Origin of the sequence: Lysinibacillus sp. FSL W8-0992 (assembly GCF_038008685.1) — a bacterium.
Classification (GTDB): Bacteria; Bacillota; Bacilli; order Bacillales_A; family Planococcaceae; genus Lysinibacillus.
On the sequence record NZ_JBBOZQ010000001.1, the window covers coordinates 3,985,645 to 3,999,106 of the forward strand.

The 13,462-nt window shown below is 34.4% G+C and carries 9 protein-coding genes, 1 pseudogene and 1 other annotated feature; of the genes and pseudogenes, 2 read left to right on the forward strand and 8 right to left on the reverse strand.

From position 1 onward, the window contains the following. Positions 1-14: 14 nt before the first annotated feature. The 6 genes and pseudogenes from NSQ74_RS20050 to NSQ74_RS20075 all read right to left on the reverse strand — a co-directional run bounded on the left by NSQ74_RS20050 (position 15) and on the right by NSQ74_RS20075 (position 6,852). Positions 15-1,241, reverse strand: coding sequence for an MFS transporter (locus NSQ74_RS20050; RefSeq protein WP_340825656.1), 1,227 nt, complete (start codon positions 1,239-1,241; stop codon positions 15-17). A gap of 64 nt (positions 1,242-1,305) precedes the next feature. Next, positions 1,306-1,567 (reverse strand) — a binding site (T-box leader). Between the two features lie 110 nt (positions 1,568-1,677). After that, complete coding sequence (locus NSQ74_RS20055) at positions 1,678-2,100, reverse strand: stage III sporulation protein AH (RefSeq protein ID WP_340826517.1); 423 nt, start codon at positions 2,098-2,100, stop codon at positions 1,678-1,680. 485 nt (positions 2,101-2,585) lie between these two features. Then, positions 2,586-3,497: a D-alanine--D-alanine ligase gene (locus NSQ74_RS20060; RefSeq protein WP_340825657.1), complete on the reverse strand. Its 912-nt coding sequence runs from the start codon at positions 3,495-3,497 to the stop codon at positions 2,586-2,588. After that, the gene (pdxR, locus tag NSQ74_RS20065) at positions 3,494-4,951 is read right to left on the reverse strand and encodes a MocR-like pyridoxine biosynthesis transcription factor PdxR (RefSeq protein WP_340826519.1); all 1,458 of its coding nucleotides are present in this window, start codon (positions 4,949-4,951) and stop codon (positions 3,494-3,496) included. The genes NSQ74_RS20060 and pdxR overlap by 4 nt, the downstream gene beginning before the upstream one ends. A gap of 358 nt (positions 4,952-5,309) precedes the next feature. Beyond that, positions 5,310-5,513 (reverse strand): annotated as a pseudogene (locus tag NSQ74_RS20070) (protein kinase); the annotation flags it as partial. Between the two features lie 250 nt (positions 5,514-5,763). Further along, positions 5,764-6,852 (reverse strand): phosphotransferase enzyme family protein, encoded by a 1,089-nt coding sequence (locus NSQ74_RS20075; protein WP_340825659.1) that lies wholly within the window; start codon positions 6,850-6,852, stop codon positions 5,764-5,766. A 428-nt stretch (positions 6,853-7,280) separates the two neighbouring features. Between NSQ74_RS20075 and NSQ74_RS20080 the strand changes: the two genes are divergently transcribed. Together NSQ74_RS20080 and NSQ74_RS20085 are read left to right on the forward strand one after the other, a co-directional pair. Further along, positions 7,281-7,697 (forward strand): DUF3888 domain-containing protein, encoded by a 417-nt coding sequence (locus NSQ74_RS20080; protein WP_340825660.1) that lies wholly within the window; start codon positions 7,281-7,283, stop codon positions 7,695-7,697. 308 nt (positions 7,698-8,005) lie between these two features. Next, entirely contained in the window at positions 8,006-9,433 is a 1,428-nt protein-coding gene (locus NSQ74_RS20085) for a serine hydrolase domain-containing protein (protein WP_328200671.1), read from the forward strand. 759 nt (positions 9,434-10,192) lie between these two features. Here the strand turns inward: NSQ74_RS20085 and NSQ74_RS20090 are convergent. Together NSQ74_RS20090 and NSQ74_RS20095 are read right to left on the reverse strand one after the other, a co-directional pair. Beyond that, the gene (locus tag NSQ74_RS20090) at positions 10,193-11,608 is read right to left on the reverse strand and encodes a YfcC family protein (RefSeq protein WP_340825661.1); all 1,416 of its coding nucleotides are present in this window, start codon (positions 11,606-11,608) and stop codon (positions 10,193-10,195) included. A gap of 358 nt (positions 11,609-11,966) precedes the next feature. Next, positions 11,967-13,121, reverse strand: coding sequence for a M20 metallopeptidase family protein (locus NSQ74_RS20095; protein ID WP_340825662.1), 1,155 nt, complete (start codon positions 13,119-13,121; stop codon positions 11,967-11,969). Positions 13,122-13,462 lie beyond the last annotated feature (341 nt).

Genomic DNA, 13,462 nt, shown 5'->3' on the forward strand with positions numbered 1-13,462 from the left:
ACCGCCTCCTATTGTTAACTGTTTAAAGAAGAAACTTCTTTTTTAAAATACTCCTGCCGTTTTGCTGCTGTTACAGCCTTCAATGCTATTAACCCTAATAAGAAAAAGGCGATCGAGCCTATTAACCCTATAGGACGGATTGACGTTAATTCAGCAGCTAAACCTATTAAAACTGTTAAAGCAACAATGAAACCTGCTTCTATAACACTAAAGATACTTCCGAATCTTCCCATCATCCCTACAGGAACATGATTTTGGTAGAACGTCAAATATCCTGTATTGGCAAACGTTACAGCAAATCCTATTAAAAAAACACTAGGTGCTGCACTAAAAAAGCCGTTCGAACTATAAAGTACGAGATAACCTATTGATGTAAAGATGGTACCAATACCTATTAATAGATTAACTGCCAGTTGTTTCGAAAATACTGAATTAATAATTGATCCAATTATTATGCCAGCTCCAAAAATACTTAATAAAAACCCATAATTGGTGTCTGATATTAAAAGTACACCTTTAGCAAAGGCTGCCTCGAGAGAATCTATTGCAGTCATGAATATCGTAGTACCACTAAATAATAAATATATCTTTGTGATATAGGTATCGCCCTTACTGAAATTAATAACAACCCGAAAATCATTTTTTATCAAATCCCACGTAAATCTTTGCACTTCTGTTTCTTTGAGTTTTGTTTCAACATTAGGTAGCATCATTATAATTAGTGCTGAAAAAAATAAAGCGACTGCATTGATATGGATGGCGGTATATGGGGTACCCATCCAAAATAAAATCCCAGCAATGGCAGGGCCTATTAGTGAACCACAAGAGTTGATAAAACTACGTAGTGCATTAAAACGTTGCCGATCTTTTTCTGGTATTAGTTTCGTCATGTAAACCATAGAGGTAGGTTGAAAAATAGCACTTCCCATATTAATGATAAACGCTAGTACATACACGTAAATAAATGAAGGTAAAAAAGGTATTAACGCAATACAGATTGCTCTGAAAATATCTAAACCCATCATTAGAAGCCTTGTATTAACCCGATCAATTAAGCTTCCTGCCCAAGCATTCGAACAAATCGTTGCAATGGGGCCGAGTATATATAAAAAAGCAATTGCAAGTGGGGAACCTGTTTCATTCAATAGAATTAAATTCAGTGCGATTAGGTAAACCCAAGCACCGACATTTGAAATACCTATTCCCCCTAATAGTATTAAAGGATATTTCCATCTGGACATCATCACCACTCCTATTTTATTTGTTGTTAAACAAAATAAAAAAACTCACCCCCAAGATTTTTATCTTGGGGGCGAGTCATATCGCGGTGCCACCCCAGTTCATTTCTACATTGCTGCAGAAGCCTTATCAAGTACAGCTGTGTGAATAAGTCACCAGCGATACTCTATCTCGTTAACGTGAGAAGACGTTGCATCATCATTGTTCCTAAACAAATCCAATGCACAGCTCCAAGGCTTGTTTCAACACATTTCCTATCCCTCTTTTTCAGCTTCCAGAGGTCTCTGTAGATAGTACGCATGTTTACTCTTCTTTTCATAGCTTTTTATATGTAATTTTGTAAATCTTATACTATTTTAAATCGAAATTCAATACAAAAACGGCTATTTATTATTAAAACCCAACTTATTTTTATTGAACTAATATGCTTCTTCCGTGTTAGTTCAATAAGAAACTATCCCATATTTTTTCATCAACCCTAAAAAAACCTTCGTGCGAACATACTGCTAGTAGACATTGATCATCTTGATAAAACATTAAATCCTCTGGTAATTCCGGTGTAATCCACCCAAAAAGTGAGTCGCTACGTTGCTTTAGAAATTGTGTGGTAACGTTATTTAAATGAAAATAATAAACATATGCTGTACCTTCACCCAGCACTGTTGTCTCCCACTTTCTTTGAATTTTTCTTTCGATTTTTTGGTCTTTAATTTCTGCTATTAATTTATCAATAAAGGCTAGTCTCAATTGTTCATCATCCATTAATTGTCTATTCTCTACGAATGCAAAATGGTTACATCTTGTTGCTAAAAACTCGATAAGATGTTGATATCGTTTTCCTTCAACTTTTTCTGTAATCATTATCAATTTTAAATCCCCCTCATTTTTTGATTGGCTATCACAATACCTTCTTTGCCATTGATAACCAAATTATAGCATTTACTCTAAAATACCATATTTTATAGTAGACTGTGAGCATTACATATTAAGTTGATTGGACCGGAGGACGGGCGACTCCTGCGAGAACGCACAGTACGTAAGACGCAACAGACCGCGCGTTAGCGAGGGTTGGGCTTACGGTGTGCCCGCGGAAAGCGCCCGTTCGTAGCGAAAATCAACGGCAGGAGACATCACTTCAATATTAATTTTAAATAAAAAAGGACTGTAGACAAACTCGAAAATCTTCGAGTTTGTCTACAGTCTGAGCTTGGTAGTAAAACATACCAAGTTGTTTTCTTTATTGCGCATTTAGTGAACATAACAGTCGGCTATGAACAAGCACCTTCAACGTGTGCGTTGCTCAAAATTTATTAGTACATTACTTTTGTGTACGTCTTAAGCACATTTTAAATACCTTTTCTCCTCACTTTAAGTGAATGTTCAATGATTAAGTCAAGTAGCTTATGATAAGGAATACCCGCTCCTTGTGCACTTTTTGGTAGCAAACTATTTTTCGTCATCCCTGGTAATGTATTAACTTCCATCACATAAGGGATACCATTTTGAATCATCATGTCGATTCGGGCGTAAACACTACATTTCAATGAATTATAGCAAGTCATAGCAGCTAAAGAGACACGGGCCTGTGTTTCGGGAGGGAGTTGAACTACCTCTTCAATCGTAGCCACATCATTATATTTGGAGGTATAATCAAAAAATTCTCCCTGATGACGAATCGAAATCACCGGTAAAAGCTTTCCATCCAAAATGGAACATGTAATTTCCTCTCCCATAATTAGCTTTTCAATTATCACTTCGGAATCCCATTTGAATACTTCTGCAATTGCTGGCTTTAGTGTTTCTTTATCATAAACAATTTTTACTCCCACACTTGAACCGCCTGAATTAGGTTTTACAACTAGCGGGAAACCCATTTTGTCTAGTTCATCCATTTTAAGTTCTTCCATGTTCGTAAGGTGAATCCAATCCGGTGTTTGCACGCCTTCAAAGCGGATGATTTTTTTTGAGATATTTTTATCCATACATAAGCTGCTGGATAGGATGCTACTCCCTGTATATGGAACTCCCATAGTTTCAAGAGTACCTTGAATAGTGCCATCCTCACCGAATTTGCCATGCAGCGCCAGTAGTGCAATGTCAAGATCGTTTACCTTTTCCACTAATTCTTCTTTGTTCTCTATGTGAATCGGTACAATTTCATATTTATGTTTATCTAAATGTGCGATCATTTCTTCACCTGTCATAATCGAAACTTGTTTCTCAGAAGAAATTCCTCCCATAATTACGCCAACTCTCATTTTTCTAGCCCCCCATAATTATTTTTTAACGTTTCCCCAATGATTTTTATGCCCTGAATAATCTCTCTTTCATTCAACCGAGAAAATCCTAATCGTAAAGTATGGTTTCCACTGCTGTCCGTATGAAAAACATTTCCTGGTATGAAAACAACGCCTCTTTGATAACATTTTTCTAAAAGCTTTCGTGAATCAATGTGGTCTTCAAGTTCTATAAAAATGTGAAGCCCTCCGTCACCAGTTATTCGTTTGAAAGGAATAAATTGCTTACAATAATGAACGGTTAATTCATACTTTTTCTTATAGACAGATTTAGCTTTTTTTATATACTTCTCAAAGTATCCATCAATCAAATATTGATATAACACAGCTTGATCTAATGTGGATGTATGAATTGTTCGAGCTCTTTTCATACTTTCTAAGTAATTAATTAAATCTTTATCTGCCAATATCCAGCCAATCCGTAAACCAGGAAAAAGAATTTTAGAGAAGCTGCTAATATAAATAACATTATTACCTTGTCCGGCGAAGGACGCCAATGATGCGAGATGTGACCCTGAATAACGTAATTCTTCATTAAATCCATTTTCAATGATAGGAAGCTGATATGCAGAAAACAAATCCATGATTTCTTTCCTTTTTTTTGAAGACGTTACGATTCCAGTGGGATTATGGTAGGACGGAATTAAGTACGCAAAATCATATTCTTTTTTTGATAGCATTGTTTCCAGTTGACTAATATTGACACCATCATTATCCATTTCGATTCCATCAATTTCGAAGCCATGTAATCGAAAGAGCTTAAGAGCAGAGTCATTGGTTGGATTTTCACAAATAACACGACCGCTCTTTTTATTTAAAGACGATAAAATGAGATCCAGACCTTCCGTGAACCCATTGGTAATTAAAATATCTTTATTTCGAGTGTCTACTCCTTTAATTTCCATGTAGCGAAGCAAGTATTCGATAAGTGGTTTATAGCCCTTTGCATATCCATAGTTAAGAACAATATCTCCTTCAATGGACATCCGATTTAAAAAAGCCCGTTTGAAATTTTCTATATCAAAAAGCTTTTCATCGGGTGCGATGCTATTAAACGAAATAATTTCCTTATTCCAGCGTACACCTTGCTTTTTTAGGTCCAATTCATCCGCCAAAAAGGTTTGCTCGTTAACTTTTTCAGTCCAATTTAACTGGATGGATGGGGATTTGATTATCTCAACATGACTGACAAAGTTTCCCTTTCCCTTTACCGCATAGATAAGCCCTTCTTGTTCCAGATCCGCATAAGCTGTTAGAACAGTATTTCGGCTAATTGATAATAAAGAACAGAGTTCACGAGTGGATGGAAGCTTTTGGTGCTCAAGTAAATGCCCGTTCGTTATCATTCTTTTTAAATATTCCTTAAGTTGTATATATACAGGACGGCCTTCCGTAATCTTAAAATCGTTAAACACTCCATTCATCTCCTTGCTAACATTTTTACATTCCTGCACTGATTTCAAAAGGTCCACCCAATATGTATTTTTACTGTCTTGTGGTAGCTGAGTGGAACTAACATGTTTTTAAATAGGCAATTATTCATTTCATTTTAATACAATATATAGAAACTTGAAATTTAAGTAATTATTATTACAGTGTATCTAGTGAAATTGGAAAAACTTTAATATGCTATTCAGGTTGAACATGATAAATAATTATGGGGTTATATGGATTTATATTTGACCTTATTCATGAAGAAAGACCCTTTCCTTATCCAAGGAAAGCGCCCAATTGTGGAAGATTCAGATTAGTTTTTCCATAAACCGTTTGTGTCTAGGAAAGAATATCTTTTTCAATTCTCATTCTAAAATGGGTTTCTTTTAGTTTTATAAATAAGAGAAGCTTTTCTAACAAATCCTTTGGGAGATCGTTTTCCTCTCGGTATTCCTCGATGATTGCTTTTGTAATACCTCTTCCATATTCAATGATGTTCCCACCACCGACAAATGCATACTCTATCGCACTATATATTGGAACAGTTCTTAAAAATCAAATCTTTGACAGTTTTAAATGACACTAACTCCAACCACTCGATAGCCTCCCTATGTGTGTAGTGTATGAGTCAACATATTGGTGCTGGTCTGTTAAATATGAAATAGGCTCGATTCCCATTTAGTGGAATCGAGCCCCTTTTTTTATATCATTTTTCAACTGTTGCTTTATTAAACTAAAGCACCTGAATGTTTATTACCCGAAGATAACGATATACCGTCCTCACATTTGGAAATCAGTGTATTGAAGATTGAATATTTCGTTCCTCACACTCGAAAGGTTCTTCGCATGAGAAAACTTCATGGAAAAATCCCTTATATGGTATATCTTCTTCGAGGCATTTTATGCTATATGACAACTCTTCATCACACGCCAGCTCTTCACCGCTGTTCCGCATGACCTCGAAAGCATCTATAATATTTTCCATAACAGTAATTTGGATAAATAAGGGCAGATTATTCAACATCGAATCTTCAATTTTGGTTTCAGATGTGTATCCCTCGAGTACTGTTTTAAAATAATCATCCATAAAGTCTTTTCGTTTACCCGCATCTGGTTCGAATTGTATCCAGCCCAATCCAAGCATCCATGCATTCGCCAAATCATACATATACCAACAGAAACAAGAGTTATCGAAATCAAATACAGTGATTTGCCCGGTATCAAAGTCAATCATATAATTACCATCATTATAATCAAAATGTACCATACCGTATGACTCAGAGTTCTTGTCCAACCCTTCTAATGTTGTAAGAAGTTCAACCATCTTCTCCTTAAGCAGTGGTAACGTATCCGGTATCAGATTGTCGATATACTCGGCATTGTATTTATCAAAGAAACTATATCGGCGATGAACAGGAGCATAGCCTTTCGACAATTGGTGCAGCTTCCCGAGAACTTTGCCGCAGTTATAATAGTATTCCGTAATTGGAACTCCTTCGCGATACTGATAATGATTTTCTACAAGCATTTTTCCCCTAGCCTTTTCAAACAGGCAGACAAAAAAGGTGTGATTATTATGAGTGATCTCTTCCAGCAGATTCCCCTTCCGAGAGCTAATCACTTTCGAGACATTACCGCCATGCTCGAATAAATATTGAATATATTCAACTTCCCCCAGCAAATCCTCTCGGCTCCTGTCATTTAAAAAGGCGATTCTGAGTATTTTTGCACTAGCGCCTTCTTTCTCACAGTTATAAACGACATTCCGCCCTCCGTCATGAGCATTAATTAAACTTATTTCATAGCCTTCCAACTCGTACAACTCTGAAACTAGTGGACTTAAATAAGCTTCGTATATTTTAGCAACTTCATTATAGGTCATATATCTTCTCCCTTAGCTCTATATTAGTTAAAAACACTGTTAGTAATAATCTGAAGGATCTGCAACCTTTGTGCATCAGTTCTAAATTAATTAAATTCTGATTACAAAATTTTATAAGCTGATCTTTAAATATTCCAACATCCCCTTTTTCTATTGAAATAATTTACTAAATTAACTTTACTTACATTTCTCTACAATCCATCTTTAATATTAACACAAATACCATTTTTAGAAAAATATGTTTTTTAATAAGCTGACCTTTTTACCGAAAAAGGTTCAATTCATCTTCAACAATCGCGCCTGATTGTGGAAAATTATAAGCATTTTCCTTGTTTAACTATAGCCCTCAGTTACTTCACATACTTTATTCAATAAAGGTAATAATACAATTTATTATGTAAAGACCTTAAAGAGGTGTATTTAGGAACATGAAAAAGAAAATACTCGTTTTACTCCTATCCCTTGCACTAATTACATCTTTTCAAACAACAACTGTTTCATTTTCTGAACCGATGCAAGATTCTAACGAGCTTAGATTAGAGGATATGCTCATGCTCATGCTTACTCCTTATATTGAAAAAGATTTGAATAGCTATTATTATCCGAAGATTTTTAAGGATGTTTCACCACATGTTACTCCATGGAAAATTGAAGTTATTGAAACTAGAAGAGTAAATGATTTTCGTGGCTTTATATTGCAAATTACATTTGAAATTGAACCTACAGATGGCGGTCAGTATATCCCTTTAGGGAAGGACCGAATGACCTATGAGATATCTTATGGGCCTGATGTTAAATTGATAAATCACACTCACCTCAAGACGTATAAATATCCACCAGAATAATCTGTGGCATTGGAATAAAGTTTGATTAAAAACTTCACAAACCTATATTCAAAAAATAAAAGACTCTCCTCTACACAAATGTCAGCAAAGGAAAGTCTTATTAAGTAATATCTATGTTGTTCAACAATCGCGCCCGATTGTGGAAGATCGTTTTTCTTATTGAACTAACGCTCTATTCGTTAAGTGTAACTCTTCACAATTACTTGATATTATATAGGTGAATAGAAAGATAAATTAAAATTAGTTTAGTAGTTGTAAAAGTAGGTTATTTATATTATTCTCTTATAATTTTTCGAAAAGGAGAGTTTATGAAAAAGATTATTGTTTTTGTATTAACGATATTTATATTATTCTCAGGATTCGCAACACAAAGTTATGCGTTGTCAGATTCGAAATCTGCGGCAATACAAGCGTTGCTAGATGATGCCTCTCGTATATCAGGTGTGCCGGGAATGTCAATCTCAATACTTGCTGATGATGAAGTGTTCTACTTTTCTTCAGGGTATGCAGACCGTGAAAAGGGGTTGTCTGCAAGTGAAAATACACTCTATGAGTTAGCTTCGGTCAGTAAAGCTTTTACCGGTATGGGTATTATGCTGTTGGAAGAACAAGGGCTGCTCTCAATGACTGACCCTGTCCAAAAATATTTACCTTGGTTTACGTTAAAGTATCAAGGGAAACCTGTTGATATGCAAAGCCTTACACTAAATAACTTTCTTCACCATACCAGTGGTCTAACAAATATTAGGCATACTCAAAATATTCCACAAGGCAATACACCGGATATGTTGCAAAAGACTGTGGAAATGCTCGTAGATGCTGAATTGGCGTTCCCTCCCGGTGAACAGTATAACTATGGAACCGTTAATTATGACGTATTGGGTTTGGTTATTGAGATTGTGTCGCGACAAAGCTATGAAGACTTTATGAGGGAACAGGTATTTCAGCCGTTAGGTCTTCACCAGACGTATGCTTATAAAGAAGATGCTCAAGCCACTGGACAGTTGGCACAGGGCTACCGTACTTCCTTTTTTATGACAACTCCATTTAAAGCTCCGGATTATGCGGGGAATAAACCCGCAGGCTACATCATTTCTAATACAAAAGATATGGCGCGTTGGATGGGTATACAGATGGGTATTGTGCAGGACATACCCGAAATATTTCACACGGTTATCGAAAAATCACATAGGGGTGATATGTCTGTTTCGGCTGTCAACGATATGCATTATGCGGCAGGCTGGTCGGTAAACGCCGACCAAACGATTATAGAACACACTGGGGGCAATCCAAATTTCAGAACCGAAGTAGCCATACTGCTAAATGAACGAACAGCCGTCTGCTTGCTGAGCAACGGTGCAAATACAAATATAAACCTGGTACTAAAAGTTAAAGATATATTAGACGGCAATCTAACTCAGTCATATGAAATAAGCGGCACACAGCTTTTGGATATCACTTTGTCGTCTATCACAATTATTCTTTGCCTATTGGCCGTTTTGTTATTTCTCTTAGGATTACGCAGAAGGAAAACGAATGAGCGGCAGCCAATGACAAAAAAGAGAATAATCGTAACAATTATTTTCCTGATCGCTACGATTGCCCTGGGTATACTGTGCTGTGCTTTAGATTGGTCAACGATACTTATTTGGCGAACATATAGTGTTCTTACAGCTTTGATTTCGTCAGCATTATTAACAGCAAGCATTACATGGTTTGTATACACTCACCGATAAAATACCTTGCTCCCAAGATAAGCAAAATGTTAAGTAATTAAATTTCAATTTATCGGTATGCTTAATTTGAAAAACATAAGACACTTCGGTGTCTTTTTTAATATCATCGACAATTTTCCCAGCCAAACCTAATTACTATTACTTCCACTAACTTGTTCGTTCGGAATAAGGATTTTTAAACAACTATATTATTTTTTAAATGACTTTATTGTAAATTAAACAACAATATTATTTTTGCACAAGCGTCGTTAGGTAACATTTCTTAAAAAGACTGTTATTCAACAATCTGGCCCGATTGTTGAATAAACTACTTTATTATTAATAGTACACCGTTTTATTGGATTACCTAAGATGAGAATATTCAACTATAAAATTTCTTAAAATAAAATAAAGCATAAACTTTCCATTTGGAAATTTATGCTTTACGGTACAATTTAACATAACCCCTTTGTTATAATTAATCCATTTTTCCATATCCCTTTCTACAGCACGATTTTGCCACTAAAACCAGATACAAAAACACTCACTTCAGTTACTATATATCCCAATTTTGTTGTTCATGTCCTTACATGTAAACAAGATCTTTTTACGACGACTGTAACAGAAGATAACTTTATTTTTATAGAATTCCATACCTATTCATTTCATGTAATTTTATTTTAATTATTTCCTTTTAAAATACAAAAAATCATTAAGGACTTTCTATCCTTAATGACTTTTCTAATTATCTAACTTCCAAATCCGCTTCTAAAATTTTATCTAATACGGTCCATATTTTAATGTTTGTGCAATAATAACGGAAATAATCCCGATTCCATACTGTACTAAAATTAATGGCCATACCCACTTTGCCCAACGACTCCAAGGAATTTTAGCTAATGAAAGCGCTGCCATGAAATATCCCGATGTAGGGAAAATTATATTACCAATTCCATCTGCCATGGAAAAGGAAAGAACTGCTGTTTGTCGGGTTACTCCTAGTAAATCTGCAAGAGGTGCCATAATAGGCATAGTTAATGCAGCTTGGCCACTTCCTGATGGAACAACAAAGTGAATGAAGGATTGGAGAATAAACATTCCTGCTGAACTAAATACAGGTGGAACATGTTGAAGAGCAGATGATGTATGATATAAAATTGTATCAATAATATGCCCCTGCTCTAAGACGATTAGAGTAGCTCTTGATACCCCAATTACCAATGCTCCAGTAACTAAACCTGCTGCCCCATTCATAAAGGATTGAACTATTTGATCACTTGAAAGTTTCCCTAAAATCCCCATAATAATTCCTGACAAAATAAATAAACTAGCAATTTCAGTGATATACCATTGAAATTTAATAACACCAATAACTAAAACTACAAAGTTAAACAAAAAATATCCAAGAACCAATTTATGTTTTTTTTCAAGAACTATATTTGAGTCAATTATTTTTTCTAATCCTATAGTTTGATAGTCAGCAAAATATCCTAATGAACGTTCTCTTTTGACTTTCATTGCATGTCTATAGACAAACCCTACAGCAATAACATACATAAGAATAAACAGTATGATTCTATACATCATTCCTGAGAAAATTGGGAGTCCTGCAATTCCTTGAGCAATCCCCACAGTAAAAGGATTCATTATGGCAGTTGTAAAGCCAATTGAAGCTCCAATCAACACTATTGCTGCACCGGTAAGTACATCAAAACCTAGAGCAATTGCAAGAGGAATAAGGATTGGAATATAAACAAGCGTTTCTTCCGACATACCCATAAGAGATCCACCTAAAGCGAAAAATAACATCATTACTGGGATTAGCCATTTTTCTTTATTAGCCAACTTTCTTGATACAACTACCATTAAGGTTTCAATTGTACCTGTAGCTGTGAGTACACCAAATGCTCCTCCAATTATTAAAACAAAAAAGATAATATCTGCGGCACTAACCATACCAGAATGTATTGCCTTGAAAAAATCGAAGAATGATGCTGGTGATTTATCAACATATTTAAATGAATCTGAATCTACTATCTCTCGACCATTAAAATCTATCCTTGCATACTCTCCTGCTGGAATAATATGCGTAAATACAGTAGCAACCAGCAAAACAATTAATAGAAGAACATATACATTAATTGTTCTTGATTTTTTTATTTCTTTTTTTGAAGTTTTTTGCTGAACGTGACTCATGATGATTCCTCCCCCTATACCATTAAAACTAAATTCTATTTACTGACTATTATTTATTTTCAGTAAATTATTTTTAAAAAAAAACTGAACTCATACACTCCTAATGTTTTTTTATCAAATGAAGACGATATAGTTTTTGCTTTTAAGAAAATTTTAAAAAACTCCCTTAGTTATAATCACATTTAATAGATGTATATATAGAAAAAATATTAAATGAGAATTAGATTTTATTAAAATAAATCACCCCCTTACAGCCAATCTATAAACTAGATATTTCAACAAGAAATTCTAAAAAACTATTGAAGTGCAAATAATATTTCGAGGTACCCCTCCTTGTTTATGACCTGGTAAAATATATTTATCGATAGTTCTTTACAATATCAATTAACAATTGAATTGCAGTTGGAAAAACACCTTCATCAATATCGAAACGTGGATGGTGATGAGGATAATTACTCTTTTCACTACCCATCCCTACAAAAATAAAAGCCCCTGGTTTTTCTAATAAATAATGTGAGAAATCTTCACCAGCCATTACTGGATCGATAAGTTTGATGACTTCTTTACCAAATGAATCTTGAATAACTTTTTCAACAAACTTAGAATCATTTAGGTCATTCACCAGTGGTGGTGTCCCTAAGAAATAATTAACTTCTCCAGAAGCTCCAAAGGATTCACAGATCCCTGCCGTTAATTGAATAATTTGTTCCCTCATTATTTTTACTGTTTCAGGCGTTAAGGCTCGTACTGTGCCAAAAACTTTCGCAGAATCAGGTATAATATTAAACGTTGTTCCAGCTTCTATTTTTCCAATTGAAATTACACCAGGATGTACTGGATTTAAAGTTCTACTGATAATTGATTGCAATGCCTGAATTAAATATGTGGAAATATATATAGGATCAATAGTTTCATGAGGTGCAGCTCCATGTCCTCCTTTTCCTTTAATAATAATTTCAAATTCATCAGCAGAGGCCATCATTGAGCCATATGTAAAACCCATTTTCCCTCTTTCTTCTCCTTGCCATAAATGCAGACCAAATATTGAATCAACATTATTTAGAACACCTTGATCTATTAATGCTTTTGCTCCACTTGGAGTCATTTCTTCAGAAGACTGAAAGATAAAAATAACATTATGTTCAATTTTTTCTCTATTTGTTGAAAGCCATTCTGCTACCGCTAATAGAACAGCAACATGACCATCATGTCCACATGCATGCGCCACTCCAGGTACTTTTGAAATATAGGGCTTGTCCCCTTCTTCCATTATTGGTAGTGCATCAATATCAGCTCTTAATGCAATAGTTTTATCACCTTTTGAACCTTTTAAAAAACCTACAACACTAGGTTCATCAAAATCCAATAACTCAATATTAAATGTTAGTAGCTTTTCTTGAATAAATTTAGAAGTTTTATATTCTTGTCCTGATAATTCTGGGTATTGATGTAAATATCTCCTAGTTTCAATAGTCCGGGATATTAAATCATCACTTAAAACCGTGTTGTTCATGTAACATTCCTCCAAATTGAATAAGATTTACGAAAGTACTAATAATAGTTTTAAGAATCACTATGTTTAATTTTTATAAATAGTTATAATTAAAGAAGTATATTTTGTTATCTATAACTATTTTTCTATAGACTAGTAACCTAAAAACTATATAAAGTATTTAGTTTAGTTGTATTTACAACTAAATTCTTTTTAAAAAAATATACTCCATACAAAAAAAACCTATTTTAGTTGTATTTACAACGAAATTCTAATAAAAAAAATAATAATACCTTTAATAAAACCTGTGAAAATTTCTATTTAGTTGCATTTACAACTAAATAGTGATGAAAAAAAGAACT

Excerpts from the sequence above, each read along its gene's own strand:
- NSQ74_RS20055 (WP_340826517.1), bottom strand. The coding sequence starts at position 2,100 with ATGATTACAGAAAAAGTTGAAGGAAAACGATATCAACATCTTATCGAG.
- NSQ74_RS20060 (WP_340825657.1), bottom strand. The coding sequence starts at position 3,497 with ATGAGAGTTGGCGTAATTATGGGAGGAATTTCTTCTGAGAAACAAGTT.
- NSQ74_RS20090 (WP_340825661.1), bottom strand. The coding sequence starts at position 11,608 with ATGAGTCACGTTCAGCAAAAAACTTCAAAAAAAGAAATAAAAAAATCA.
- NSQ74_RS20075 (WP_340825659.1), bottom strand. The coding sequence starts at position 6,852 with ATGACCTATAATGAAGTTGCTAAAATATACGAAGCTTATTTAAGTCCA.
- NSQ74_RS20080 (WP_340825660.1), top strand. The coding sequence starts at position 7,281 with ATGAAAAAGAAAATACTCGTTTTACTCCTATCCCTTGCACTAATTACA.
- NSQ74_RS20085 (WP_328200671.1), top strand. The coding sequence starts at position 8,006 with ATGAAAAAGATTATTGTTTTTGTATTAACGATATTTATATTATTCTCA.
- NSQ74_RS20095 (WP_340825662.1), bottom strand. The coding sequence starts at position 13,121 with ATGAACAACACGGTTTTAAGTGATGATTTAATATCCCGGACTATTGAA.
- NSQ74_RS20050 (WP_340825656.1), bottom strand. The coding sequence starts at position 1,241 with ATGTCCAGATGGAAATATCCTTTAATACTATTAGGGGGAATAGGTATT.